This window comes from Pseudoalteromonas sp. JC3 (assembly GCF_030291895.1).
GTDB lineage: Bacteria > Pseudomonadota > Gammaproteobacteria > Enterobacterales > Alteromonadaceae > Pseudoalteromonas.
On record NZ_CP127855.1, the window covers coordinates 2,493,897 to 2,520,626 of the forward strand.

Annotated in this window: 27 protein-coding genes and 2 pseudogenes; 12 read left to right on the plus strand and 17 right to left on the minus strand. The window is 43.0% G+C overall.

The genetic code is table 11. The features are described 5' to 3' along the window. Positions 1-96: 96 nt before the first annotated feature. Positions 97-903, plus strand: coding sequence for an ABC transporter permease subunit (locus tag QSH61_RS10365; protein ID WP_174168757.1), 807 nt, complete (start codon positions 97-99; stop codon positions 901-903). Continuing rightward, on the plus strand, positions 900-1,793 hold the full coding sequence (locus QSH61_RS10370; RefSeq protein WP_206472053.1) for an ABC transporter ATP-binding protein: 894 nt from the start codon (positions 900-902) through the stop codon (positions 1,791-1,793). Before QSH61_RS10365 ends, QSH61_RS10370 begins: the two co-directional genes overlap by 4 nt. 57 nt (positions 1,794-1,850) lie before the next feature. On the opposite strand, the gene QSH61_RS10375 is transcribed toward QSH61_RS10370, so the two are convergent. From QSH61_RS10375 to QSH61_RS10385, 3 genes are all read right to left on the minus strand, one after another. Further along, on the minus strand, positions 1,851-3,464 hold the full coding sequence (locus tag QSH61_RS10375; RefSeq protein ID WP_206472055.1) for a M56 family metallopeptidase: 1,614 nt from the start codon (positions 3,462-3,464) through the stop codon (positions 1,851-1,853). Continuing rightward, positions 3,464-3,856 carry a BlaI/MecI/CopY family transcriptional regulator gene (locus QSH61_RS10380; RefSeq protein WP_174168754.1) on the minus strand — a complete coding sequence of 131 codons (393 nt, stop codon included), beginning with the start codon at positions 3,854-3,856 and terminating at the stop codon, positions 3,464-3,466. Before QSH61_RS10380 ends, QSH61_RS10375 begins: the two co-directional genes overlap by 1 nt. A 391-nt stretch (positions 3,857-4,247) precedes the next feature. Then, positions 4,248-4,712, minus strand: coding sequence for a nuclear transport factor 2 family protein (locus QSH61_RS10385; protein WP_174168753.1), 465 nt, complete (start codon positions 4,710-4,712; stop codon positions 4,248-4,250). Positions 4,713-5,035: 323 nt separating this feature from the next. Here QSH61_RS10385 and QSH61_RS10390 point away from each other — a divergent pair, with 323 nt between their 5' ends. Beyond that, positions 5,036-6,007 (plus strand): transposase, encoded by a 972-nt coding sequence (locus tag QSH61_RS10390; protein WP_286121879.1) that lies wholly within the window; start codon positions 5,036-5,038, stop codon positions 6,005-6,007. Between the two features lie 246 nt (positions 6,008-6,253). Next, positions 6,254-6,412, plus strand: a pseudogene (locus QSH61_RS10395) (transposase); the annotation flags it as partial. A gap of 275 nt (positions 6,413-6,687) precedes the next feature. Here QSH61_RS10395 and QSH61_RS10400 read toward each other — a convergent pair. The 5 genes and pseudogenes from QSH61_RS10400 to QSH61_RS10420 form a co-directional block, all read right to left on the minus strand. Then, positions 6,688-7,098, minus strand: coding sequence for a hypothetical protein (locus QSH61_RS10400; protein ID WP_206470946.1), 411 nt, complete (start codon positions 7,096-7,098; stop codon positions 6,688-6,690). A 162-nt stretch (positions 7,099-7,260) separates the two neighbouring features. Beyond that, positions 7,261-7,404, minus strand: a complete 144-nt coding sequence (locus QSH61_RS10405; protein WP_206470947.1) for a hypothetical protein — start codon at positions 7,402-7,404, stop codon at positions 7,261-7,263. 24 nt (positions 7,405-7,428) lie between these two features. Next, complete coding sequence (locus QSH61_RS10410; protein ID WP_206470948.1) at positions 7,429-7,641, minus strand: hypothetical protein; 213 nt, start codon at positions 7,639-7,641, stop codon at positions 7,429-7,431. A gap of 373 nt (positions 7,642-8,014) precedes the next feature. Continuing rightward, positions 8,015-8,399: pseudogene (locus QSH61_RS10415) on the minus strand (transposase); the annotation flags it as partial. A 51-nt stretch (positions 8,400-8,450) separates the two neighbouring features. Continuing rightward, entirely contained in the window at positions 8,451-8,867 is a 417-nt protein-coding gene (locus QSH61_RS10420; RefSeq protein WP_174168750.1) for a MerR family transcriptional regulator, read from the minus strand. Positions 8,868-9,021: 154 nt separating this feature from the next. On the opposite strand from QSH61_RS10420, the gene QSH61_RS10425 reads away from it, so the two are divergent. Further along, on the plus strand, positions 9,022-9,942 hold the full coding sequence (locus QSH61_RS10425) for an NAD-dependent epimerase/dehydratase family protein (protein ID WP_206470949.1): 921 nt from the start codon (positions 9,022-9,024) through the stop codon (positions 9,940-9,942). A gap of 137 nt (positions 9,943-10,079) precedes the next feature. On the opposite strand, the gene QSH61_RS10430 is transcribed toward QSH61_RS10425, so the two are convergent. The 3 genes from QSH61_RS10430 to QSH61_RS10440 form a co-directional block, all read right to left on the minus strand. Continuing rightward, complete coding sequence (locus QSH61_RS10430) at positions 10,080-10,388, minus strand: hypothetical protein (protein ID WP_045988126.1); 309 nt, start codon at positions 10,386-10,388, stop codon at positions 10,080-10,082. Positions 10,389-10,501: 113 nt separating this feature from the next. Then, positions 10,502-11,515: a protease SohB gene (sohB, locus tag QSH61_RS10435; protein WP_206470950.1), complete on the minus strand. Its 1,014-nt coding sequence runs from the start codon at positions 11,513-11,515 to the stop codon at positions 10,502-10,504. 103 nt (positions 11,516-11,618) lie between these two features. After that, positions 11,619-14,048 (minus strand): VolA/Pla-1 family phospholipase, encoded by a 2,430-nt coding sequence (locus QSH61_RS10440; protein WP_174168748.1) that lies wholly within the window; start codon positions 14,046-14,048, stop codon positions 11,619-11,621. A 196-nt stretch (positions 14,049-14,244) separates the two neighbouring features. Here QSH61_RS10440 and QSH61_RS10445 point away from each other — a divergent pair, with 196 nt between their 5' ends. Continuing rightward, the gene (locus tag QSH61_RS10445) at positions 14,245-14,988 is read left to right on the plus strand and encodes a YciK family oxidoreductase (protein WP_010604961.1); all 744 of its coding nucleotides are present in this window, start codon (positions 14,245-14,247) and stop codon (positions 14,986-14,988) included. Between the two features lie 301 nt (positions 14,989-15,289). On the opposite strand, the gene QSH61_RS10450 is transcribed toward QSH61_RS10445, so the two are convergent. The 6 genes from QSH61_RS10450 to rnm form a co-directional block, all read right to left on the minus strand. Continuing rightward, the gene (locus QSH61_RS10450; RefSeq protein WP_206470951.1) at positions 15,290-15,694 is read right to left on the minus strand and encodes a GFA family protein; all 405 of its coding nucleotides are present in this window, start codon (positions 15,692-15,694) and stop codon (positions 15,290-15,292) included. 273 nt (positions 15,695-15,967) lie between these two features. Then, on the minus strand, positions 15,968-16,828 hold the full coding sequence (rluB, locus tag QSH61_RS10455) for a 23S rRNA pseudouridine(2605) synthase RluB (protein WP_010604963.1): 861 nt from the start codon (positions 16,826-16,828) through the stop codon (positions 15,968-15,970). After that, a complete protein-coding gene (scpB, locus tag QSH61_RS10460) occupies positions 16,825-17,412 on the minus strand; it encodes an SMC-Scp complex subunit ScpB (RefSeq protein ID WP_010378581.1) in 588 nt (195 codons plus the stop codon). Before scpB ends, rluB begins: the two co-directional genes overlap by 4 nt. Positions 17,413-17,465: 53 nt before the next feature. Further along, positions 17,466-18,260: a segregation and condensation protein A gene (locus QSH61_RS10465; RefSeq protein WP_206470952.1), complete on the minus strand. Its 795-nt coding sequence runs from the start codon at positions 18,258-18,260 to the stop codon at positions 17,466-17,468. Between the two features lie 11 nt (positions 18,261-18,271). After that, positions 18,272-18,892, minus strand: coding sequence for an L-threonylcarbamoyladenylate synthase (locus QSH61_RS10470; RefSeq protein WP_010378577.1), 621 nt, complete (start codon positions 18,890-18,892; stop codon positions 18,272-18,274). Between the two features lie 4 nt (positions 18,893-18,896). Beyond that, positions 18,897-19,742 (minus strand): RNase RNM, encoded by an 846-nt coding sequence (gene rnm / locus QSH61_RS10475; protein WP_010604965.1) that lies wholly within the window; start codon positions 19,740-19,742, stop codon positions 18,897-18,899. 436 nt (positions 19,743-20,178) lie between these two features. Here rnm and QSH61_RS10480 point away from each other — a divergent pair, with 436 nt between their 5' ends. Genes QSH61_RS10480 through trpA form a run of 6 tightly spaced genes read left to right on the plus strand, consistent with a single transcriptional unit; the run spans position 20,179 to position 26,696 of the window. Beyond that, the gene (locus QSH61_RS10480; RefSeq protein ID WP_010604966.1) at positions 20,179-21,756 is read left to right on the plus strand and encodes an anthranilate synthase component 1; all 1,578 of its coding nucleotides are present in this window, start codon (positions 20,179-20,181) and stop codon (positions 21,754-21,756) included. Continuing rightward, entirely contained in the window at positions 21,749-22,330 is a 582-nt protein-coding gene (locus tag QSH61_RS10485; RefSeq protein WP_010378569.1) for an aminodeoxychorismate/anthranilate synthase component II, read from the plus strand. The genes QSH61_RS10480 and QSH61_RS10485 overlap by 8 nt, the downstream gene beginning before the upstream one ends. Before the next feature lie 9 nt (positions 22,331-22,339). Continuing rightward, on the plus strand, positions 22,340-23,344 hold the full coding sequence (gene trpD, locus QSH61_RS10490; protein ID WP_174168745.1) for an anthranilate phosphoribosyltransferase: 1,005 nt from the start codon (positions 22,340-22,342) through the stop codon (positions 23,342-23,344). Then, complete coding sequence (gene trpCF / locus QSH61_RS10495) at positions 23,337-24,701, plus strand: bifunctional indole-3-glycerol-phosphate synthase TrpC/phosphoribosylanthranilate isomerase TrpF (protein WP_206470953.1); 1,365 nt, start codon at positions 23,337-23,339, stop codon at positions 24,699-24,701. The genes trpD and trpCF overlap by 8 nt, the downstream gene beginning before the upstream one ends. Before the next feature lie 7 nt (positions 24,702-24,708). Continuing rightward, positions 24,709-25,893, plus strand: a complete 1,185-nt coding sequence (trpB, locus tag QSH61_RS10500) for a tryptophan synthase subunit beta (RefSeq protein WP_174168743.1) — start codon at positions 24,709-24,711, stop codon at positions 25,891-25,893. After that, entirely contained in the window at positions 25,890-26,696 is an 807-nt protein-coding gene (trpA, locus tag QSH61_RS10505) for a tryptophan synthase subunit alpha (RefSeq protein ID WP_010604970.1), read from the plus strand. The genes trpB and trpA overlap by 4 nt, the downstream gene beginning before the upstream one ends. Positions 26,697-26,730: the final 34 nt, after the last annotated feature.

Genomic DNA, 26,730 nt, shown 5'->3' on the forward strand with positions numbered 1-26,730 from the left:
TAACTTCCTTTTTTAGCGCCAATCATATACGCTCAAATCAAAGTCAGCCTACCGCTCTAGTAGTGAAAGTCTGTGTTGTCACTTGCAAGGATCCTTATGAATATAAAAAGAATTGGCCTAATTGCCATCTTTGAATTGCAACGCTTGTTTGCAACGAAACGCGGATGGATAGCCATCGCCGCATTTGTTTTGGTTTGGTACGCCATTTTGCGCTACGCCATTGCAGAAGCGGTATCCATTGTCAGCGACCCCAACTTCAAAAATATGATCCAGAGTTTTTCTGGCGTCGTTGGTATGCACCGTATTGCCCAATGGCCTGAAATGGAACTTGCACTGTACTTAGTTTGGTCAATCTTTCTATTTCCTCTTTTTGTGATCTTTTCAAGCGCAGATCAAACTGTAGAAGATAGAACCCGCGGCACACTGAGATTTCTAACCCTGCGCACATCTCGCGCGGAAATTGTTGTTGGCCGCTTTGTTGGGCAGGTATTCAATACGTTGCTGCTCATAGCGATTTCTGCTGTAGGTGCTTGGATATTAATGGTGGTGCGCGACCCAAGCTTGTGGCTCACAGGGCTAAGTCGGGCTACATTAATTGTTTTAGAGCTAACGCTTATTACTGCGCCATTTATTGCCCTGATGTCTGTTGCTAATCACTTTGCTAACTCAAGCAAAATGAGTATGATTTACGCAATTTTAACCTACTTAACGCTCGCTACTTTGGTCGCTTTTGCACTTGAGTACAGCGCTTACGCGGAGTATCTGTTTTATCTTTTTCCTGGATTCCAAGGCACAGAAACCATCGCACAAAATATCAACCTCACTCGCTTTGCCACACCGGTGCTGCATAGCCTCGTGTTAATTGCAATTAGTTGTGAACTATTAAGAAGGCGCACGCTATGAGTAGCATTATTGAAGTTAATAATTTAGTGAAAGAGTATGGACGAAAGCGCGCACTAGATAACGTATCTTTTACCCTAAACGCAGGTTACCCCATTGCGCTTGTTGGCCCAAATGGTGCGGGTAAAACCACCCTTTTTAGCACACTTTGCGGATATCTAAATGCAGATGCTGGCAATGTTCAGATTTTAGGTCACAAACCTGGCAGCGCTGCACTTTTTGGTCGCCTTGCCGCACTTCCACAGGATGCTCAGCTTGATCCAAGGTTTTCTGTCAGTAATCAGCTACGTTTATACGGACAACTTCAAGGTTTAGATGCGAAAGCGGCCGAGAGTGAAACGCACAGAGTGCTTGCGCTTGTCGACCTCAAAGACTGTTATCACGCCAAACCTCATGAGTTATCTCATGGCATGCGAAAACGTATCTGTATCGCCCAAACGCTACTTTCAAAGCCTGAAATTGTACTGCTTGACGAAGCCACGGCTGGATTAGATCCCGTAAATGCTCGTGAGATCAGAAACCTGGTAAAAAGGCTTCAATCTGAAACGACCTTTATTTTGAGTTCACACGATTTAGTGGAACTCGATGATTTGTGTGATCAAGTATTACATTTACAGCATGGTAAATTAACCGCAGTTGACCGCATCCAAGAAGCGGAGCTTGCCACGCTGACTGTAAAACTTAAAGAGTCTGGCACCAGTAGTCACATAGCGCTTTTGAAAACCTTACAAGGCGTTGAAGAGGTGACAGTAAATGCCAGTGGCGCCCTGCTTATTGAGTACCGTAGCGGCCAACAGGTTGATATTGACGTACTCCGACTTTGCCGTGAACAGGGTTGGCGTTACAAGTCGTTAGTTAACGGTAAAACACTAGAAGATGAACTGTTCGGCTAGCGCACGGTTAGTTTAGTAAATTAAAAAAGCCTGCATCTTACAGGCTTTTTAAATGATTTATAACTTCGCCAGAAGCAAAGAGCCAGGTCGAGGTAAGCGAGGTAATATTGCTGGTGTTTTCGCATAATGTGCTGGTAAACGCTCTTTCAGCTCGTTCACCTTTGTCTGGTTATTCAGTTTTTCGTATACATAGTATCTTAGGATATCTTGATATGTTTGGTTTTCAGCACTCGTTACAGCATCACTGTTTAATACAGCTAATGCTTTATCGTAGTCTGCCATTTCAATGTAGGAGCGTGCCAAATCAGTAGCGCTACCGATTTGAAAGCGGCTTTGCATTTTTTCAGATAGACTCTCTAATTGCTCTGCTGCCTGCTGATATTGCCCAAGGTGCATATAAGCTGATGCCAATCTGTTTTTTAAAAATGGCGGTTGAGTAGAGCCTTCAGGAAACCAATTATTGTAAGCGGTCAAGATTGCTTCGTATTGAGCTAGCTTATGATAGGTTTGGTCGAGCAAGGTAAAGCTTTTTACTTTGATATCCAGCTCTTCAAAACCATTTAACGAACCGCGGTTACTATGCCAATTTAAAATGTGTGAAACCGCTGCTTTAAGCTGTGTTTCATCATTCGATTTCGCGCCTTTCGCCCCAGCGAGTAGCTCTCTCAATTGCTGTTGATATCGCGCTGACTTTTCACTCTTTTGTATACTCGCTCCTTGTGTTACCTGCTTTTCAGAGACGATTTGGTTAGCAGCTAAGGCACTACAAGACAGTGCTGCCGTGATAATCATTAAATGGGATAATTTCATTTTCTTTTCCTTGTTTAGTGTTTTAACTCTTTGAATATTGAAACTTTTCGAGTGAGATACGGCTAATACTGAATGACCTAATGACGCATGTTCATACCGGTATTGATGTTCGGACAACAGTAAACTGGCCAAATCGTATCTATATTTATCACTCAGTTTTTCCATACAGCTTTCATCGCAGCTGAGTTCGATTTGTTGTCGCGCCAAATTTGCTAACAACAAACAGAATGGATTCCAAAAGAAGACGCTTTCAGTCGCACATATTAGCCATAACCAATATGTGTCCTTATGCTTGATATGCGTTAACTCATGCTCAATCACGGAATCGAGTTCTGGTCGACCTTTCATCTTAAAATCTAACCAAATGGTGTGCTGTAATGGGCCTGTCGTAATTGCTGGGGTACTCAATTCTGTAAATTTTACGGTGCAAAACGTGTGTAGATATTGATGCTCTTCACTGGTGTAGGCGCCCTTTTCGATGCCTCTTAGTAATCTTTTATACGACCATACTCTCGCTAAAAATAGTCCTCCACCTACCACTGTCAGAAATACAAACAAATTTGAAAACACTTGGTTTATGGTATAGCCAGAAAGCCAGTTTGATTCGGTTTGCAAAGTGGTTTGCTTGATGCTGTTCGGTGGAGTTGACCCTAAGTCTGAAATAGAACTCACCTCAATAGTGTAAAGCTCCAGATCTATTAAAAAAGGGGGTGGGGAAAGTTGCTGCCATGGAATTAGCCAACTCAATAACCCTACTACCAACACATAAAAGCGCGTTCGTGCAGGCGCAGTTTTCAGAAAATAGCAGCTAGTCAAACTAAACATGCTGAGCAAGCTTGCGGTGAGTAAGTAATCAAACATTAGTCGCTCTCTTTCTTCTGTTTTTTGCTCTTAAGTAGGTTTTGTAAATACTCAATATCATCATCGTCTAAACTCTCTTCTGTAATGAAATGAGCTATCAGGCTGCGTGAACTACCTTTAAAAAAGCGATCCATAAAACGCGGTGTTGCCTGCTGTGAAAGCGCTTGCTGAGTCACTTTTGCTTGATAGACGATTGACCTCCCCTGCTGACCACAGCGCTCGACCGCACCTTTTTGCTCTAGTCGATCTACGATTGTTTTGACTGTGTTATAAGCCACTTTTTTTGTTCTTGTATCATCTGCAAGAAGATATTTATGAAGCTCACTGGCAGTACATGCATTTTGTTGCCAAAGTAACTTCATCACGTCTAATTCAAATTCACTTAGTTTCACTTATCACCTCTACCACTACATCTGTAGTTTTCAACCACTACAAATGTAGTGGTTGGTACCCATGAAGTCAACTAGAAATTTTTGGTGGGACACAGAAGGTGAAACCTTTACATGAAAGCTGTATTACTTTGAAGGAAAGTGAAGACTGTGCAACAACTCCCCCAAGAAGCAGCATAAAATAGCGACGAAGGAGCGCGAGCTTGCTATTTTTCGTTCCTTGGTTAAAGCCTTTGTATGGATAATAACAACTCAAATTAGGGTAAAGTGAGACTCAAGTTTTAGCTACAACTAAAGCTCTCTATGTTGTAGTTCTATTGATCGCTGACACCCACCACTTCTATTGATCGCTGACACCCACCACTAATGTGTTAAAGCGTTTGTATGGTATTGATTACCCGTGGTGTCGACGAATGTGCTTAACTAAGCCCGCTTGATTAAACTCAAGTGAAACAATATTGGTTTTACTATATTCAATAGTTTTATCTAAATGAGCAGGTTTTACTTTACCTGATTCGGTCATTTTTACAAAGACGACATTAGCGCCAACCATTACCTCATTTATTTCTATTGAACTATGAATGACTTCATCTTTTAATTTATTAATCATATCCTCTCGGAGTTTAGATTTATCTGTATAAGTAAATTTAAATTTGACGTGTTCATCGATAAAGTCATCAGAAAGCAGTGAGATATAGTTTTCTATCTCTTTAATTGTTGTATTTGGCTGTTGACGCGCATTTTTTGCCGCTACAAATACTTTTGCTTTCTCAATTAGTTGCTCTGACGTGAAATTCTCGTGTGCACTACTAGAAAATGAAAAAAGAAAACAAAATAACACTAATATAAATTTATTCACGGTTCTTTCCTGATATACCTAGACATATTGACTCCCACATGGCACTTGTCTCCACCTCTTCGTGGGTTAGCTTAAAGCCAATGCCATAATTAGTTTGTCAAATAACTAAACAGCAGAGGCTAACATGAACAAACATAACATATTTTTCATTGGCTTAGGTATTTATAAAGAGCTTGTTAAAGTCGCTTAACGAGGCGCCCAACCCGTTCATTTTGGTCAAGAGTCAAATCGCTCAAATCGCTGACACCCACCACTAATTTGCACCTTCCTAAGATTCCGCCTACGCTTTAATTCTGCACTCAAAGGATTGAGGAAACCAAACTATGGCTACTGCCCGTAAAAAACAAATTAGTTTAACCGACACCAAATACTACCACTGTATCTCCCGTTGCGTGAGGCGCGCCTTTCTGTGCGGTGAAGATAAATTTACTGGAAAATCATACGAGCACCGCCGTGATTGGGTTGAAGAAAAGCTCCTGATGTTGGCAGATGTGTTTTGTATTGATATCTGTGCTTATGCCGTGATGAGTAATCACACCCACATTGTTTTATATGTTGATGATAAAAAGGCTAAGCGTCTGTCGGATAAAGCGATTGTGATACGATGGCACAAGTTATTTAAAGGCAATTGGGTAAGCCAAAAATTTACTGAAGGTGAGCCACTCAATGAGTCGGAGCAATTGATACTCGATGAGCATGTCGCCAAATACAGAGAAAGGCTCGCAGATATTAGCTGGTTTATGCGAGTGCTTAACGAAGACATCGCCCGCCGAGCAAATAAAGAAGATAATTGTACAGGCCGTTTTTGGGAAGGACGATTCAAATCCCAAGCATTACTGGACGAGGCAGCATTGGCTGCTTGTCTAGCATATGTAGACTTAAACCCCATTAGAGCCAAAATCGCCGCAACGCCTGAAACCTCAGACTACACCAGCATCAAAAAGCGCATCGACCACGCTAAGCTGGGCAAACAACCAAAAAGCCTACTACGCTTTGCTGGTAGCCCACGAAAACATATGCCTAAAGGCCTGCCCTTTGAATTCAAGTCCTATATTGAATTAGTTGAGCTCACGGGCAAATGTATTCGCGCCGATAAACGCGGTTATATCAACGAAGCGCAACCTATTCTTACTCGATTAAATATAGAGCCTGAAAACTGGATAAAACTCACTACGCAGTTTTCTCGGGTATTCCACGGTGCTGTTGGTCGAGAGCGAACAATAACCGCTTACTGTGAAACACTGCAAAAACGACGACGGACAAACCTAACAAACTGCGAGCGTTTGTTGGCTTAGCAGAGCAAGCTTTTCAACTCTAGAATTTCTTACTGTTGTATTTACAGCGCGTTGTCGTGCGCGATAACCCGGTTTTAGTGTAGAGATACGCTTACCCGCCAAAGGTCATCCTATCTAAAAACGCTGTTGTCCATCCTCGTTTAAGTGTTTCCGTACTTTTAAATCTTACTTGCCAGCATAGATACAAATGATGGTGGGTGTCATTGACTCCAGATTCATGGTGGGTGTCATTGACTCCAGATTCCATTAAATATAGAGCCTGAGAACTGGATAAAACTCACTACGCAATTTTCTCGGGTATTTCAAGGTGCCGTTGGTCGAGAGCGAACAATAACCGCTTACTGCGAAACACTGCAAAAACGACGACGGACAAACCTAACAAACTGCGAGCGCTTGTTGGCTTAGCAAAACTCACATTCTCAACTCTAGAATTTCTTACTGCTGTATTTGCAGCGCGTTGTCGTGCGCGATAACTCAGTTTTAGTGTAGAGATACGCTTGAGCGCTAAAAAATAACCTATCGATAAACGTTTTACAAAGTGACGGCTGTGCTTTCATACTTTTTTACTTCACCTCCTCAGTTTTGATGTTAATAGTGATGGGTGTCGCTTATTTTCTTATTTATAGTGATGGGTGTCGCTTATTTTCTTATTATGGGTGTCGCTTATTTTCTTATTTTCATTACTTACTGCGGACTATATTGGTTATTATCACAGCAAGTTCACGGCAAAAAATCCACATAACAACGCCATATGGTAGCGCTAATAGATCTAGGTATTCTGGGGCTAAATCATTATTTGATGCCCACATAATGTATTCATAAGATAGAAATGATAAAACTAGCGAAACTAAATAGCCCAACCACAACTTTTTCGTTGTATTAAGATTAACCGTTACCATCAAAGAAACTATTAAAACTGCAACTGATACGAAAACAGGGATAATTATGTAGAGATGTTTAGATATCCAGCTTTCAAAAGTTAATGCCAGCGTTACCGCCACAAATATCGCGAATATGTTGTCAACGAGGGATAAATCATGACCATCATGTGAAATCACGTTTGTTAGATAGTTTAATATTTTTTCTTTCATCGAAATCAATTTATCTCCATAAAACCTAACGCCCCAAGCAGAGACATATTTTGCGTTTTGAGTGCAGCAAAACAAAATATGTCCTACTTGCCTTGGATTGTTAGGTCTATTGTTCACGCCAAGCAGTTATAGGTTGCGAAGGCATTGCTTTTTTAAGCATTTCTACCGCATCAGCCATTGCATGTTCATGGCTGAAATATATTGCTTCCCTACCACAATAGGTAAGTCACCGTCCTTTTGGTAGAGTTCAATGAAGTACCGATTGGAAGTTTCGTCATATACTGTTTCAACTCTGAATTGAGCCATTAGCAATCTCCATAGTGATTTAGATTATTGAAAAGTTACTTTTCCTGATGCTGCTTGAGCAATAGCAATCAACTCAATTTTTGTTTTAGACTGGCAATTTTCTAGCGTAAGATTGCGGCGCTCCGTAATTGCTTTAGCAATAGCGACTAATTCAAGTTTGGTAAATTTCGAGGAATCTAATATTAAACTTGCTCCAGCCTCGGCTATTGCTATCAACTCCAATTTAGTTTTATTCATTTTTCGTTCCTTCTGTAAAAGTAAGCCTTATCCGCTATAAGACCTAACATTTTAGTATTTATGCGACACGCTGTTTGTGTTGCATAATCGCTTGTTGAACTGAGCCGCTACCTGCTCGGTGTGACAGTGTTGGTACTGTTTATGCTATAGCTTACTTAGAAAAAATAGGCTTTTTGAAGGCTTTCACTTTCCTAGCTAGTGTAATCAGTTTAGCTAGTGTTATGTAAGCTTTCCCAGCATTGCTCAGCGCTTATTATGTATTCATTACACCTAAATTTTCCTTAATAAGCAATTATATTTTTTAGCGTACCGAGGCCGCTAGCCTGAGCAATTAAGCAGGTTAACTAATTGATTTTGAGCAGCTATCGAGCTGCTAACTCGTTCGGTCTACTTTGGTCGGTGTTGCATCTAACTTGAATACACCAATTAGCCGCAAGATACCTACCTTACAATGCTGACAAGGCCAATGCGGTATCAATGTCACGTTTTCTCCTGTCTTTGGCCTCTTTGCTCTGCATGTGCATGACGCCTGCGACCTTATCAGCGCTAACTTTCGCTTGCGACATGCATTGGCTAAAAAACCGTAATGTCGAATACGCATAAATCCTTTCGGTAATTAATACATGCTGCAAATAACGCCGTAAGAATTCGTCATTACTCAGTGTCATCACTTTATCAAGATTATCATCTGCGTAATCTCGGTATTTGAAGCTCACCGACTGTGCATTCGCTGATACTAAACGTGCTTTGTTATACACGCAGCATTAGAAATGGCTGTCCTTCTTTCTCTCTTTCTCCTCCTTTTGCATCTACCTCCTCCTTTTATCCATCCCCATTTGTGATATCACTCGCTTGGCATTGTCGGCACACGCCATGTCACCCGGTTTGGCTTCTATGTCATTAAGGATGGAGTTTAATTGTCGTTTGTTGTCTGCAAGCTTTTTCTCCATCAGTTCAATATCAGCAAGTTTTTGACGTAAAGCGTTAAGTAACTGATCATGTTTCCAGTCACTTAGATCACTCGGAAGTAATTTACTCAACTCATCTAAACTAAAGCCTGCCTTTTGACCATTTGAAATTAAATGCAATACAGTTTCAGCTTCAGGGGGATAGATCCTATAACCATTGGCAGCGCGCTTAACTAATTTAAGTAGGCCAATATCCTCATAGAATCGAATTTTCGACGTCGCCAAGCCTGTTCTTTTTGATAATTCACCAATTTTCATAAACTCGAGTTCCTACTGCACTCAGTCTGCTACCTTAAATGAAAAAATCTGTGCTTATCCCAAACAATAGCAGATAACAGAAATTAAGTATTGACCTTCAAGTTTACTTTAACCTTATGCTTGCACAAAACAGATACAAATTAAGGTAATTTTTATGCAAACAATACTTGGAGCAAACGGCCAAATTGGTAGTGAACTCGCCCGAGCTTTAAAGAAAGACTTTACCGATAACATTCGTCTTGTCAGCCGAACACCAAGAAAGATAAACAACACGGACGAATTACTCAGCGCTAATCTACTTGACGGCAGTCAAACGCAAAAAGCAGTAGCAGGCTCTAAAATTGTTTACTTAACCGCAGGACTGCCGATTGACACAAACATGTGGGTTGAGCAATTTCCTATTATGATGCGAAATGTCATCGATGCGTGCACAAAACATAATGCCAAATTAGTGTATTTTGATAACACCTATATGTATCCGCAAAGCAATGAACGTCTCACAGAAGAAACACCTTTTTTGCCATATGGCGAAAAAGGCCAAGTTAGAGGCCTAATAGCGAATACGCTGCTCGATGCGATGAGTACAGGCCAAGTCAATGCGATGATTTGCCGCGCGCCTGAGTTTTATGGACCGGGTAAAACGCAAAGTATCACCAATACAACGGTTCTTGATAAGCTGCGAGCAGGCGATGCTGCGAAAGTATTTATCAGCGATAATACGTTACGTACCTTGATATACACGCCAGATGCTAGCAGAGCAATGGCGTTACTAGGCAATACCTCTGATGCGTATGGCCAGACATGGCATCTACCATGTGATGACAATCGACTCACTTACAAGCAAATCGTTAACTTAGCGAGCGAAATACTCGGCATTCAAGGCAAGTATTCAATATTAAAGAAATGGCAGCTATCACTGCTAAGCATTTTTAGCAAACCTATAAGAGAAACACGAGAACTGTTACCTCGATATGCAGTCGACAACATATTTGTATCAGAAAAATTTAAGCAGCGCTTTACGGAGTTTGAAATTACCACTTACCGAGATGGACTAACAACAACTCTCAAGGAATGACGACGTTATTTAATACCTAGCTCATTAGGCGTTAAGTTAAGTGCTACAACTAACACACGCTTTGGCGAGGAACAAACACTTAGATTGCTAAACTTGGACTCTGTACGGGAAATTGCCCCGCACAGAGTTGATGCTTTTTATCTCATCCCTTTAAGAATTTCGACAATTTCTAGGGTGTTTTCAAGTACCCTGATGACCCTGCCTTCAACGCTTATCGTTACTAAATCCCGATCTCTGTCACGATAAATCACTTTGCCATGGTCGTAGATATCTGGATCTAAGCGTTCTCCAACTTGGAGCTTTTTTTGCCAACCTGGTGGAAGTGGCTTGCCCTGCTTCAACTTTTTCTCAAGGCCCGGTGGTAACTTCTCCGGTTTAGCATTCGCCTGATTTAAACCTAAAGTCAGACTAAAGGTAAGTAGGGAAAGTACAATAACTTTATTCATAACAACCTCTCTTTTAGAGCGTGGCATCATGCGCTTTGTGAACACGATGCCATCTATAAAGTATTGTTAATAGTTTGAAATAAAGCTTATTGATATAAACTGAACAACAATCACTAATATTTAGATTGATTTAGCTTTGTTAACGCTTTAACGGAGAAACGTTCAATGGCGAGCCCCAACTGAAGTCCAAACTTCTCAGCAACGCCTTTTTTAGCTTTAAAAGCCACCTTATAAAGCTGGTGACTTTCATTTAGTGACATGAGTAAATCGTCACTGGTTGATATTTCATCAACTAGTTTAAGTTCTAACGCTTGTGTACCAAACCAATGTTCTCCAGTGGCCACTTTCTCAATATCGAGCTCGACACGATTATCAGAGACAAAGTGTTTGAACAGACCATGCGTTTCTTCAATCTCCTCTTTAAACTTTTCTCTGCCTTTATCCGTATTTTCACCAAACAGCGTGAGTGTACGCTTATACTCACCAGCGGTTACCATTTCAAAGTCAACGTTATTCTTTTTCAATAAACGATTGAAGTTGGGGATCTGCGCAATCACACCGATTGAACCAATAATTGCAAATGGCGCTGCAATAATCTTATCTGCAACGCAGGCCATCATATATCCGCCACTTGCAGCAACCTTGTCTACACAGACGGTTAGAGGAATACCTGCTTGCTTAATGCGCGTAAGTTGCGATGCACCAAGTCCATAACCGTGAACAACCCCACCACCACTTTCTACAGACACTACAACCTGATCCTTTTCTTTATCTGCAATCGTTAAAATAGCGTTGATCTCTTCTCTTAAACCCGAGACTTCGTGAGCGTCCATACTCCCGTTAAATTCAAGATAAAAAACATTTTTCTCTGTTTCTTTATCTTTATTTTTTTGCGCTTTTGATTGCGACTTATTTAGGGCTTTTAGCGCCTTTTTATCAAGCGTTTGCTGCAAAAACTGCTGCTTAGATTGCGCCAAGCTGTCGCTTAAATCGGTAACTTCTATTTCGCCCTTTTTCGATTTTGGTTTTGAGCTTGCTCCCACCATCAAAATAATGACTACTGCAATACCAAAGATAACGGTTACTGTCTTGGCTAGAAATAACCCATATTCAAACAAAAATGCCAAGTCGTTCTCCTCATTTAGCTCATAAAGGGGCCCATTTAACTCAATATTAAATAGACACAAAAAAGGCCGCTAGCTGCGGCCTTTTATAGTCTCGAAAAATGTCTTAGTTTGCAACAACATCCGGGTTAGATACTTGTAAAACCAAACCCTTTGACTTCAAGAAGCTTGCAACTTGTGTTTGCATTTCGAGTGAAGCTGCGGCGTGTCCTGCTGCTGTACCACCGGCTCTTTCATCAAAGCCTGTCGTCAAGATTGAACTATGATGGCCCTGAGAGAACTTCACTACATAACTTCCAGGTGTTCCGTCTTGACTCATTTGCGTTTCGCTTGCAGGCATTAAGCCCATGAAACCAGCAAGTGGTAAGCTACCTGACAAGAAGCTGCGTTCTGTTGTTGGAGGAATAACCAAGTCAGCAGCATTGCCATCAACACCACCCGTAACAACGCTCATATATACTGGCGTTTGTAGCGCTTTCACGGAAGCTGCATAGTTAAGTGGATCGGCACTGCCTAATGCCGTTTGTGCTGCAAAACCAAACTGCGTCACCGTGCCATCAATCAGTGCAAGTGTTGCGGTATCTTCAGCCGCCTCTAGCCCTGCTCTAAAGGTTGTATAAGCACACGACACAAACTCACTTTGTACGGCAGCAAGCGTACCACAGTCAGCAATTGCGCCTTCTTGCAGATAGGTATTAAACGCTTGCGATGCTAGGTTACCTGCAGAGCTCAACACTGAACCTTGTACAAACGGGCCAAATGATTTTGATTCAATCAAGAAATTAGCAATACCCGAACCACCACTTGCAAGCGCTGCTGACTCAACTTTAAAGAAGCCATCAATTGCTGGATTTAATGGTGTATTGGTTTGTGCAAGGAAGCTTGGGCCTACAATAGAACCAAGTGAGTGACCTAAGTAACTAACTTGTTGAGTATTAAAGTTAACTTGACCGCCAGATGCTAGATTGATGAAGTTTAAGCCTAAACGTAAACCCATTAAATCTGCTGCTGATTGCTTTAAGTTATCACGCGCAACTAACAACGATGTTAGGTTCATGTAGGACAACACGCTACCTGTCGAGGCATTAAAATCATCAGTGCCATCACCATCGATATCTAAACCGCGAGCACCGTGCATTGGATGATCAATCGCAACTGTGGCAAATCCTGCTTGTGTTAATGACAACGTCAAACCAAGCATGTCTTCTTTTTTACTCGTGATACCATGTTGCAAGATAACAACAGGCCAGCCGCCTTCTGGGCGCTGAGACTCATCCGCAGGCATTGTGATTTGCACAGGAACATTAGCAAGCCACTGCTCTTTAGGGATTGGATTGTACTTAGTTAAGAACTTAGTACCATCTAAACCTAAATCTCTCAACTTTCCACCCGAAAGTGTATTACAAGCAATATCATTTGGTTCTGTTGGCTCTGGTAAACCACCAGCTTGCGCCGCATATCCAGCGACAGCTACCGCGCTGTCGCAGCGAGCTTGCCAATAGGTATCAGCTAGCGCAGAGATATCTTTATTTTTTGGTTGTGATAAGTACTGAGGTAGTTGTATTTGACCTTGCAATAAACGCACGCTTCTAAAAGCAGGTAAAATAGCATCAGGCACTTTTCCTACAAGGGCATCAGCAACGGTGATCACCGGTTGTGCAGGTACAGCGACAACAGGGTTAGCACCGCCCTGTAGTTTAGCGGCTAACAATTGCTTAGTCGCCGCCAATGCGTGACCAGTCGACTGTGTCGTCATTGCTGCAGTATATATAATCTCTTCTTTACTCACCGAACCCGCTGCAGTTACCGCCCCTTCATAGCTACGAATCACAGCCTGAAGAGACTTCTGAGCATCAGTTACCAATGGCGCGTCTTGGCGCAATAAGGTGTAAGTCGAAGAAGCATCTACACTTTGACCTTTTGAGTCTTTAAGACCTTTGGTCAAAACAGTAATGTACGTAGTTTCAGGTTTGAATGGTTTAACTGGGATAATAACTAAACCGTTACCTGTGCTATTAGCCATGGTAACGAAATCACCATCAGGGCCAAATTGTAATTCAGCAATTGGCTTACAAGCGATACCTGAAGGCACCTGAGCACAGTCTTCGTCGGTTTGTAATGGTCCACCCATTGCAACTTCAAAAATTCGTACAGAGCCCGGGGTCATGACGCTTTGCGCATCGAGTGTCAAACCATTCGGTGTCGTCATGTCGATAACGTAAGGCATTTGCGTCGACCAACCATCTAAGGCGCCAATCACAATACTTGGGTTTGCGTAGCTTGCACGCGTTACCAGAGGGTTACCTTCACCATCTTTCACTCCTAACATTTCGTCAGGTAGGTTTAAGGTACCGTCTTGAGTGCCGGATAAAAGAATATCGTTTGGAACTGAGATCACACCACCTGATGGATCAAATTTAACAGAAATCGTTGGAGAAACGGGTGTAGTATCATTTTTTACATCTTCTAACGTTTCACCGCCTCCACAGCCAGCGAGTGCTGCTGATACTGCGAGTGAGAGTAGCATTTTTTTCATTTTATAGGCTCCGACATAATCTTATTATTATTGTGATAATTCTCGTTAAATCTATGTAATTGCATTTTTAATAAGACATTAGACCAGTTAAACTTAACTCAAACTTTGTTATTTCGCCAGCCATATTTACAATAAATTCGCTAACTTGCTACGGCATTGTGATAAAATAGCCCAAACATCTTAATTGGAGTCCAGAATGCAGACTTATCAAGCTCCTGAAAACGCACTTGCGAATAAAACGATACTAGTAACAGGTGCCGGCGATGGCATCGGCCGTGTTGCGGCGATTAATTACGCCAAATATGGTGCAACGGTTATTCTATTAGGCAAAACCACCAGTAAACTAGAAGCCGTTTATGATGAAATTGTTAACGCCGGTTACCCACAGCCTGCAATTGTACCTTTAGATTTACGTGGTGCAACCAAACAACACTTCCGAGACTTGGCTGCCACCATCGAGCAGCAATTTGGTAAGCTCGATGGCTTGCTAAATAATGCTTCTATTTTAGGCTCTTTAGGTCCAATGGAACACTTTTGCGTTTCAACCTTTGAAAACATAATGAAGGTAAACGTAACAGCCCAAGCGGTGATCACTAAATCGCTATTCCCTGTAATGAGAAAAGCGCCTAATGCTTCTATCGTCTTTACTTCATCGGGTGTAGGACGTAAAGGTCGTGAGTTTTGGGGAGCGTATGCAATTTCTAAATTCGCAACCGAAGGTATGATGCAAACTTGGGCCGAAGAAGTGGGTAAAACCAATATTCGCATCAACTGCATTAATCCTGGTGCAACAAGAACAAGTATGCGTGCATCAGCATTCCCAGGTGAAGATAAAGATAAACTAAAAACACCTGAAGAATTAATGCCAACATACCTGTACTTGATGTCTGATGACTCAATCGGAGTTAATGGCCAATCTTTAGATGCCCAAACCTACTAACTAGCACTTTAAAGGCTGCAGATCCACAATTGCAGCCTTCTATATTAACCTGAGGTTTGGATAAGGAATGTTCCAACTCATTGTTGCTAAAGCACAACTTAGTTTTTTCCTTGCCTAGCCAGAGAGTTTTAGGGAAAACACCGCTTCCGCGTCCTGCTCTCGCTAAGGTACCTACATCCTGTAGGCAAGGCGAATTTACGCGCCAATAGCTGGCTATTGGAAGTGAATTCAACGCAGTTAGCGCTAAAACTGGCTGCTAGAAAGGCATTAATTATCCGCAGCTCAGGTTATATTACTTAAGTTAATCTCTCGGCAAGGTTTCAAACGCCAGCACTTGCTCTAATTTTTCATCCCACTTCGCTTTACTCGCGATAAATAGGTGTGCAGTTGGCGTAAGACTCGGCGCATCATCTAAACTACCGGCAGGTACCACTATACCAACAGGCTGCTGGTTTGGTAATGCAGAGCCACAACAAGTACAAAAGGCTTTAACGTGCTTAGTATTCGGTAAAATAAAGCGGGTTATTAACTTTTCGCCCGCAAGCCAAGTTAGCACTGCATTTTGAAAAAATAAATTCGCAGCATGTGCGGAGCCTGTGTCTTTTTGACAATACTCACAATGACATAAATAAAAGCCCTGCGCGTTGCCCTCTACAAGATATTTAACCTGACCACACAGACAACTACCAGCAAACATCTCTTTCATTTGCATCTCCTTATCAAATACAAAAACACCAGCTCACTAGGCTGGTGTTTAATACCAATTAGTCTTAATACTTGATCAATTTGAAGGAGCAAATCTGACGCTAACTACGTTAAAAACTTCTCATTTAGAACAACTAAATAGCAAAATTTTTGCCTTGCCTATATGGATGTAGGTACCTTGGCGATAGCAGGACGCGGTAGCGGTGTTATCGACAAGATTTTCTCGCCTCAAAATAGCTCACTTAAATAAGCTAATTGGTATAAAAAGCTTAAATTACTTTCTTCTTGGGGTTTTGACCCTTTGATTATGCTTTTTCACTGCTTTGCGGATCTTATTAATTTTCGCGCGCTTGTCTTTGCGCTTTTCTGGCATAACCGACAACTTAGTTTGCTGCTCGGCCCTCATGCTTACCGATTTACGTAGGTAGTTAACATCTTCTAATTTTAATTCTTCCCATCCACCTTGTGGTAAACGCTTATTAAGCTCCAATTTACCATAGCGGATACGGATCAAACGCGACACTTCAACATCTTGCGACTGCCAAAGACGTCTAACTTCGCGATTACGCCCTTCGGTCAGTGTTACGTTGAACCATTTATTCAGGCCTTCACCACCAAGTGGCTTAATCTTAAGGAATTTTGCAGGACCGTCTTCTAGCTCAACGCCTTTGGTTAATGTACGCAACGTTTGATTTGTTACTTCACCAAATACGCGAGCAGAATATTCACGTTCCACTTCGTATTTTGGGTGCATCAAGCGATTAGCTAGCTCACCATCATTGGTAAAGAGCAACAGGCCTGATGTATTGATATCTAATCGCCCAATAGCTATCCAACGGTCACCATCTAACTTAGGTAGCCTATCGAATACAGTACGACGACCTTGAGGGTCGCGACGAGTACACAGCTCACCTTCAGGTTTATGATACATAAGTACGCGACAGATGCGCTCTTCTTGCTGCTCTATTTTAACAATATGTCCATCTACACGGATCACCGAAGTCTCTTCCACTCGGTCTCCTAGCTTGGCAACTTTTCCATCTACACTTACGCGGTTAGACTCAATATACTTTTCCATTTCGCGTCTTGAGCCAACGCCTGCTCTTGCCAATACTTTTTGTAGTTTTTCACTCATTCAGATGGTTCTCTCACAGAAGGATCGTTTAATAACTGTTCTATTTTCTCATTATGTTGTTCAGGTAATCGAGGTAATTCCCCAAGACCAGATAATGAGAAGTAATCTAAAAATTGTTTTGTCGTTGCATACAATGCAGGCTTACCCGGTACCTCTTTGTAACCCACCACTTTTATCCACTCGCGATCTATCAAGCTTTTGATAATATTAGAACTCACGGTGACCCCGCGCACTTGCTCTATTTCGCCTCGAGTGATTGGTTGTCGGTAAGCAATCAATGCCAAAGTCTCAAGTGTAGCACGTGAGTATTTTGGTGCTTTTTCCTGCCACAGTTTACTTAGCCAAGGGCTCAAGCTCGGGCAAGCTTGAAAACGGTATCCAGTACCAACCTCAACCAGCCTTACACCGCGAGTTTGATAATGATTTACCAGTGTTTCCAGTGCCTGATCAATACGCGGTGATGACACGCTGATATCTTCCAGCACAGTTTCTTTTAAGCGCTTTTTAGATAACGGCTTATCTGAAACGAAAATCGCTGCTTCAACCAATTCAACCAGTTGTTCATCGCTAACGCGTCTTTTCATATTTTATGCTTGAAGATAAAAATGCGGAGTATAGCAGAGGCTGCAGCCATCCCCTAGCCTTTTAAATGCAGGTAAATCGCCGCTGCTGTTGCTGACTGAATATAGTCAACTAATTGCTCCTTAATGAGTTCGAGCATGGCAATAAAAGTAACCACCACACCACTGCGCCCTTCGTCCAAGGTAAAAAATCGCGCAAATTCTACCGGCTTATTCTGTTCTCGTAGCAATTGCAATATAAAGCTCATACGCTCTCGAGTCGAAAGTGCTTCTGCGGATATATGATGGTGCTCAAAGGTCTTGGCTTTAGCCATCACTTCCGACAGCGCCAAAAGTAATTCCCTCAGTTCAATGTCTGGGAATTCTGGCTCAGAGTCGGTACTACTGTCTACCAACGCATGAGCGACAAAGATATCACGCTCAACACGAGGGATATCATCTAAGTTCTCAGCAGCTTGCTTAAATTGCTCGTATTCCTGCAATCGCCTCACTAGCTCCGCTCTGGGATCTTCCTCTTCCTCTAACTCTTCGTGTTTTGGTAGTAGCATTCTTGATTTTATTTGTGCCAGCAAGGCTGCCATCACCAAGTATTCACCCGCAAGTTCGAGCTGCATGTCCTTCATCATTTCAACGTACTGAACATACTGCTGAGTAATACTAAAAATCGGTAATTCTAGAATATCTAATTTATGTCTTTTAATAAGGTAAAGCAGTAAGTCCAACGGGCCTTCAAAGGTCTCTAAGATAACTTCTAGGGCTTCGGGGGGAATATAAAGATCTTCCGGCTTTTCAATTACCGCTTCACCGTGTAAAAAAGCCAGCGGTAATTTCTGTTGGAGTGCTTCTGTCATCTCAACATGCGTTATTCAAAAGGCGACGTATCACCACAGCCACGACGCAAAATTTCAATGGTGTCTTCAGACATATCAATAACGGTGGTTGCTTGCTCGATTAAATAGCCACCATGGATGATTAAGTCTACGTGCTTCTCAAGACGCATGCGGATATCATCGGGGTCAGACTCAGTAAACTGCTCTCCTGGCAAAATCAAAGAGCATGACATCAAAGGTTCACCTAGTGCTTCCAGCAACGCGCAAGTAATTGGGTTATCAGTAACACGGATCCCGATGGTTTTTTTCTTCTCATTGAGCAAACGGCGAGGAACTTCTTTCGTCCCTTTAAAAATAAACGTGTACGGACCGGGCGTATTATTTTTAATCATCCTAAACATTTGATTATCGACACGGGCATAGGTCGAAAGCTCCGACAGATCACGACATAAGAGAGTGAAATTATGGTGTTTTTCGATGCCGCGGATCCGCTCTATCCGCTCCTTAGCTTGCTTATTACCGAGGTTGCAACCAATGGCATAGCCGGAGTCGGTTGGAAACACCACTACGCCACCTTGTTCAATAATATCAGCCGCTTGGCGAATTAAACGCGTTTGCGGGTTATCTGGGTGAATATGAAAAAATTGACTCATAAGCTTATTCCTCTTTGCCTCCCCAATGACGCCAAACTCCCTGACAATCTTTAGGTAAATACAAGTTACGACCAAGGTCGACCCAAGGCATTGGGAAGTGGAAATCTGACCCTTGGCTTGCTAACAATTCAAACTCTTGACTTAGCCGCCCCAAAAATTGGCGCTCAGTAGGCGCTTGCTGCGGCTGTGCAACTTCCATTGCAGCTCCCCCAACCGCTTTAAATTCAGCGATTAACTTTCTTAGCCACTTATTCGACATCTTATATCGAGCAGGATGCGCCAACACACTTACTCCACCCGCAGCATGAATAGCAGAAACAGCCGTTTGTATATCGCACCATTGACTTGGCACATACCCAGTTTTGCCACGTGCTAAAAATTTATTGAAAACGCTTTGCACGTTTTTAGCCACACCTCGCTCAACCAGCACTTGAGCAAAATGCGCTCTGGTGATCTGCGCAGTTTGGGCAAGTGCAAGGGCATCTTCGTAGACATGCTCATAGCCCTTTTTGGCTAATCGCTCGCCGATCTCTTTTGCTCTGGCTTCTCGCTTTTGCTGCTGTTCGTGCAGCAACTTTGTTAATGCTTCATGCTCAGGGTCAAAATTTAATCCAACGATATGGATTTCAAAGCTTTCCCATTTTGTAGAAATTTCAACGCCATTAATAAGTTCTAACGTGAGATTATTTTGGCTAATGTAGTCACGGGCAGGCTGGAGCGCATCTATCGTGTCATGATCTGTAATTGCAAGAATATCAACGCCTTTTTCCGTTGCTCGCTCAAGCAATTCATCAACAGCTAAGCGGCCATCGGAAAAAGTAGTATGGCTATGGAGGTCATATTTAATCAAAATGTATTAACTATCTCTATGAATTATCAACGTTTTGATTATATCACAAGTTAACTGATACGACCTTAGGTTATTTTCTGATATTTGCCCTTGACACTTGTAGCAAGAATAGGGTTTACTGTAGCTAATTTAGATTAAACAACGAAATATTCACAAATGAACAAACAAATTCAAAAAAACATTTGGTGGTGGCACTCGAACTAAGCGGGTGTGTTTCGTTATATCTACGATTTATCAACCCGCGCAATGTCGCGGGTTTTTTTATACTTTTTAGAGGCTTATATGAACAACAATATCACAGTAAACACAATTTGGTGGTGGTGGATGCCCTAGCGGGACGGTATTGTTGTGTCTGAACAATAACCCCCGCAGAGCTCAGCTTTCGGGGGTTTTTTATTTTCTAAACAGAATATCTAGAAATTAAGAGGAATGAGGTTTGATTTTTAGTCACATAACGACCACACCAGGTGAGGTCACCAGCATAAGACAAAGGCGCGATTATATTGCCAGCCCACTGTCTTTATACGCAGGTTTAAACAAAGCAAACTCGTTACTGCTCGAATCGGCAGAAATAGAGTCTAAAGACAATGTGAAAAGCATCGTGCTTGTGGATAGTGCGATTCGATTCGAATGTAACGGCGCCCAAGTCATTGCTAAAGCCTTGTCTAACAATGGTGCTCAGTTGCTACCGTACCTTGCGCAAAAGGTCACAAATTGTGACGTGACCCTCAATGATAATACCTTGACGCTCACGTACAACGCATTGGAAAGTAACATTGATGAGCATACAAAACTAAAAGCGGATAACGCCTTTAGTGCGCTCAGAACCTGCATAAATGAAATTAAACGTAACTCAGATACGCCATTTTCAGTTTTTTTAGGTGGTGTATTCGCCTATGATATGGTGGCAAACTTTGAGCAACTTCCTGAAGTACCAGATGGGGACAACGACTGTCCCGACTATGTTTTCTATCTCGCTGAAACCCTAGTTGTGATCGATCATCAAGCACGAACTACTGAGCTCATTGGTAATGTTTTCAATGGCCCTGAGGTTCACGCCAATTGTTTTGAAGTAGGCAAACAGCTAGAAGAGCTAAACAGTCAGTGTGACCAAATCACTGAATTTCAGTTTGAGCCACAAAGTGGCGGTGCAGACGTCAAAGTCAATGTGAGTGACGACGAATATTGTCAACACGTTGAAAAGTTGAAAACCAACATTATCAACGGTGACATCTTTCAAGTCGTTCCCTCTCGCACTTTTTCACTCCCTTGCCATAACTCACTCGCCGCCTATAAACAGCTCAAACTACAAAACCCTAGTCCCTACATGTTTTATATGAAGGATGAGCGCTTTGTGTTATTTGGCGCATCTCCAGAGTCTGCACTCAAATATTGTGAGCAGAGTAACCAAGTTGAAGTCTATCCCATTGCGGGGACAAGACCACGAGGTAAGTTTGCTGATGGTAGTATCAATCCAGATTTAGATAGCCGCATTGAGCTTGAGCTGCGCAACGATCAAAAAGAGCGTGCAGAGCACCTTATGCTTGTTGACCTTGCTCGTAACGATGTCGCACGGATCAGTATTGCAGGTACTCGACACGCAAAAGAATTATTGAAAGTGGACCGCTACTCACAAGTCATGCATTTAGTATCGCGCGTCGTTGGCCAATTAAAGCCGGATTTAGATGCGCTTCACGCCTATCAGGCTTGTATGAATATGGGCACTCTCGTCGGCGCACCAAAAGTTAAAGCCGCAGAACTGGTTCGCCATACAGAAAAGCAGCGTCGTGGCAGCTACGGCGGAGCGGTAGGTTATTTGATGGGCAATGGCGCCATGGACAGCTGCATCGTAATTCGCTCCGCGTTTGTAAAAGATAACGTTGCTTACGTGCAAGCGGGAGCGGGTGTTGTGTTTGATTCAAATCCACAAAGCGAAGCAAATGAAACTAAAGCTAAAGCCATGGCAGTGATTAAAGCAGTACAGTCCACGTATGAAGGAGCAAACCATGACTAAGGTATACTTTTTAGATAATTTTGATTCTTTCAGTTATAACCTTGTGGATGAGCTTAGTTTGCTAGGACTCGACTTGGTCGTTTATCGTAACAATATCTCTGCCGAAACCATTTTCAATAAAATGTGTGCAGAGGTTGATCCTGTGATCTTAGTTTTATCACCTGGACCTGGCGCGCCATCGGAAGCAGGCTGTTTGCTCGCGTTAATTGAGCTATGTAAAGGTAAATTCCCCATGCTTGGGATTTGCCTTGGTCAACAAGCCCTAACCCAAAGTTATGGTGGTGAAGTTGGCAAAGCAGGTGAGACGGTACATGGTAAATCTTCTATTATAGAAGCGGATGAACATCCGGTATTTGCCGGACTCGGGACGCAATTCCCCGTGGCGCGCTATCACTCTCTAATGGCAACAAGCGTACCACCAGCACTGCAAGTGATCGCGAGATATCAGGCCATTCCGATGGCTATCTATCACAGTGAACACAAAGTAATTGGTTATCAATTTCACCCAGAATCAATATTGACCCCCAATGGCGCTCAGCTATTACAACAAAGTATCGCGTACCTTAGCGCTTAGGAGATCAGGATGGAAAAGTTACAACCTCTATTACAGCAACAAGATTTATCGTTCGACGCCGCCAAATCCTTGTTTAGCGATATTATGGCTGGACAACTGAGCGACATCGAACTTACCGCAGCGCTGCTTGCGCTAAAGTTTAAAGGTGAAACAGCGGCGGAAATAGCCGGAGCAGCTCAGGCCATGCGTGATCATGCCACCGCATTTGACAAGCAAAATCTACTCGCAGCAGACAGCTGTGGTACGGGTGGCGATGGCACAAATACCATCAACGTGAGTACCACCGCCGCCATTGTCGCCGCAGCATGTGGTATTAATATGGTCAAACACGGTAATCGCAGCGTGAGCAGTAAATCAGGTTCCGCTGATTTACTAAAAGCACTTGGGATCAACATTGATATGACCCCCGCACTTGCAGAAAAGTGCTTAGCAGAGACCGGCTTTACCTTTTTGTTTGCGCCGCATTACCACGCCGGTGTAAAACATGCCATGCCGGTTCGCACGCAACTAAAAACACGCACGATATTTAATATTCTCGGGCCATTGGCAAACCCTGCTAAGCCTGAGGTGCAATTACTCGGCGTTTACGACCCTGCCCTTGTTTTACCCATGGCTGAAACGTTAAACCGTTTAGGTACGAAACGAGCGATGGTAGTTCACGGTAGTGGCACAGATGAAATTGCCCTACACGGCGAAACGCTAGTCGCAGAAGTAAAGCAGGGTGAAGTGACGCAATACACCGTTACCCCAAGCGATTTTGGACTAGAAAACTATTCACTTGAATCTATTGCTGGTGATACGCCAGAATATAACGCGAAAGCGAGCCTTGCGATTTTAAATGGTGAAGGCGAAGCAGCACACAATGCAGCGATTATTGCAAACGTTGCAGCCTTGTTGGTATTAACCGATAAGGCCACAGATTTTAAAACCGCAAGCGAACAAGTACGCGAAGTGCTTGCTACCAAGAAAGCCATGACAACCTTGGCTAACATTGTAGAGGTGAGTAATGGCTAATGTATTAGAAAAAATTGTTGCCGATAAAGTCGAAGAATTAAAAGCGCGCAAGGCGCAGCGTCCGTTAAGTGACTTTATCGATGAAGTAACCCCCACCACGCTTAACTTTATCGCTGCGTTGGCGCAAGCTGGGACCCAATTTATTTTAGAGTGCAAAAAGGCGTCACCTTCAAAAGGCCTTATTCGCTCACATTTTGATTTGACTGAAATTACCAGTGTTTATCGTAAGTACGCGACATGTATTAGTGTGCTAACCGACGAAAAATACTTTCAAGGCAGTTATGAATACCTTGCCACGGTGAGAAAGCTGGTTGATCAGCCTCTGATCTGTAAAGACTTCTTTATTGATGAATACCAAGTTTATCTCGCCCGCTTACACGGTGGCGATGCCATTCTTTTGATGTTGTCTGTATTAAATGACGAAGAGTATTTGGCACTAGCGAGCGTGGCCAAATCACTTAATATGTCGATTTTAACGGAAGTAAGCAACGAAGAAGAAGTGACCAGAGCGCTTGCATTAGATGCTGAGCTTATCGGTATTAACAACCGTGACCTCAGAGATTTATCAACGGATTTAGCAACAACAGAAAAGCTACGAGCGTTAATCCCCGAAGACAAAGTGGTGATTTCAGAGTCTGGCATATACACGCACCGCGATGTGAAACGCTTATCACCGATTTGTGACGGCTTTTTGGTCGGCAGTTCATTGATGGCTGAGCAAGACTTGGAACTTGCTTGCAGACGCTTGATTTTGGGCGAAAACAAAGTGTGTGGTCTTACTAGAAGCCAAGATGCACAAGCAGCTTATGAAGCTGGAGCGGTATACGGCGGTCTTATCTTTTATCCAAAATCGCCTCGCTATGTCGACATTGATTGTGCGAAGGCCGTCGCCGATAGCGCACCGCTCAAGTACGTTGGTGTGTTCGTTAACGCACCGCTTGAGCAAGTTGCTGAGTATGCGCAAATATTAAAACTGAGTGCAGTGCAATTACATGGCAACGAAGATGAGTTGTACATCGATACCCTGCGAAAACAACTTCCAGTGACCTGTCAAATTTGGAAAGCACAGGGTGTGGACACAGCACTGCCAAGCCCCTTCGCTGGCGTAGACAAGCAATTGTACGATACCAAAACCGACACCGCATTTGGTGGCACGGGGCAAGTGTTTGATTGGCAGCTATTAAATCGTAGTTCGAGCAATTATATGTTGGCTGGCGGCCTAAACCCCGAAAACATTCACGGTGCCGTTAATATAGGTGCCGATGGTCTTGACCTAAATTCAGGCGTTGAGCAATCGCCTGGTAAAAAATGCGCTCAAAAAATCGCTAACGCGTTTACACAAATTCGAAAATATTGAGGTGGACATGAGTAATTCAGCTTATTTTGGTGACTTCGGAGGCATGTTTGTGCCCGAGTTACTCGTACCTGCGTTAAAGCAGTTAGAACAGGAGTTTTATAAGTCACAAAAAGACCCAGAATTTCAACAGGAGTTTTATCAACTTTTGAATGAATTTGCGGGTCGCCCGACCCCGCTGACTAAGACACGCAACTTAGTTAAAAACCCTAAGGTCAAACTGTACTTAAAGCGTGAAGATTTACTTCACGGTGGTGCACACAAGACCAACCAAGTGTTGGGTCAAGCGCTCTTAACCAAACGTATGGGTAAAAAAGAAGTCATCGCTGAAACCGGCGCTGGACAACATGGTGTTGCAACCGCCCTAGCCTGCTCATTACTCGGCTTAAAGTGCCGCGTATACATGGGGGCTAAAGATGTTGAGCGTCAGCAACCAAACGTATTTAGAATGCGTTTGATGGGTGCGGAAGTTATCCCTGTTACCGCCGGCTCAGGCACATTAAAAGACGCGGTAAATGAAGCATTACGTGACTGGTCTGCAAACTACAAAACGGCACATTATTTACTCGGCACGGCTGCAGGTCCTCATCCATTCCCGACGATTGTCCGTGAGTTCCAAAAAATGATTGGTGAAGAGGCGAAACAACAAGTACTAAAAGCGGAAGGTCGTTTGCCAGATGCTGTTATCGCTTGTGTGGGCGGCGGCTCAAATGCTATTGGTATGTTCGCAGACTTTATTGATGAAAAAGACGTTAAATTAATCGGGGTGGAACCGGCTGGTAAAGGCTTAGATACCGATGAGCACGGCGCTGCACTATGTAAAGGAAGTAAAGGCATCTTGCACGGCGCCTATACCTATATCATGCAGAACAAAGATGGCCAAATTGAAGAATCTTATTCTGTCTCAGCAGGTCTTGACTACCCAGCTGTTGGTCCACAACACGCCTACCTTCATGAAACAGGCCGCGCGCAATATGTTGGCATTACCGACACTGAAGCATTAAATGCCTTTCAAGCGCTTGCTAAACACGAAGGTATTATTCCAGCCCTAGAGTCAAGCCATGCTCTGGCATACGCACTAAAATATGCAGAAGCGAAAACGGAAGAAACGGTGATTGTTGTTAACTTAAGTGGTCGCGGAGACAAAGACTTAGCTCACGTCCACCAGGTACTATCTGAGCGAGGTGAACTATGAGACGTTATGACGCGATGTTCGCGCACTTAAATGAAAAAAACCAAGGTGCATTTGTTCCTTTCGTGACGATTGGTGATCCCGATAAGGCACTCAGTATTGAGATCATCAAAAGCCTGATTGACGGTGGCGCTGATGCATTGGAGCTCGGTATTCCGTTTTCCGATCCCATCGCTGATGGTCCTGTTATCCAAGCGGCTAACATCCGTGCATTAGAGCAAGATGTTAATACGCAAGACTGTCTTGAGATCATCGCTGAAATTCGTCGCTACAACAGTGATATTCCAATTGGTTTGTTGCTTTACTCAAACTTGATTTTTGCTCGTGGTATTGAGCAGTTTTATCAAGACGCCAAAACTGCGGGTGTGGATTCTATCTTAGTTGCTGATGTGCCACTGCACGAAGCCAAACCGTTTAGGCTCACTGCAATGGCAAATGACATCGCGCCAATTTTCATTGCCACACCGAATGCCTGCGATGATACGTTACGAGAATGCGCCACCCGAGGTCGTGGCTATACCTATTTACTTTCGCGTGCAGGCGTGACAGGTACAGAAACGACAGCACAAATGCCGGCAACAGAGATGATCACCAAACTTATCGAATATCATGCTGCGCCGCCACTGCTAGGGTTTGGTATTTCTGAACCGGAGCATGTAAAGCATGCGATTGGCTCAGGTGCAGCAGGTGCGATAAGTGGCTCTGCAGTGGTGAAAATCATCGAAAAACACTTGGATGACCCTAGCACCATGTGCTTTGAGCTAAAAACCTTTGTTGAGCGAATGAAAGCTGCAACGCAGAAGTAATATTACTTTCAAGCCAGTGTTTAACACTGGCTTT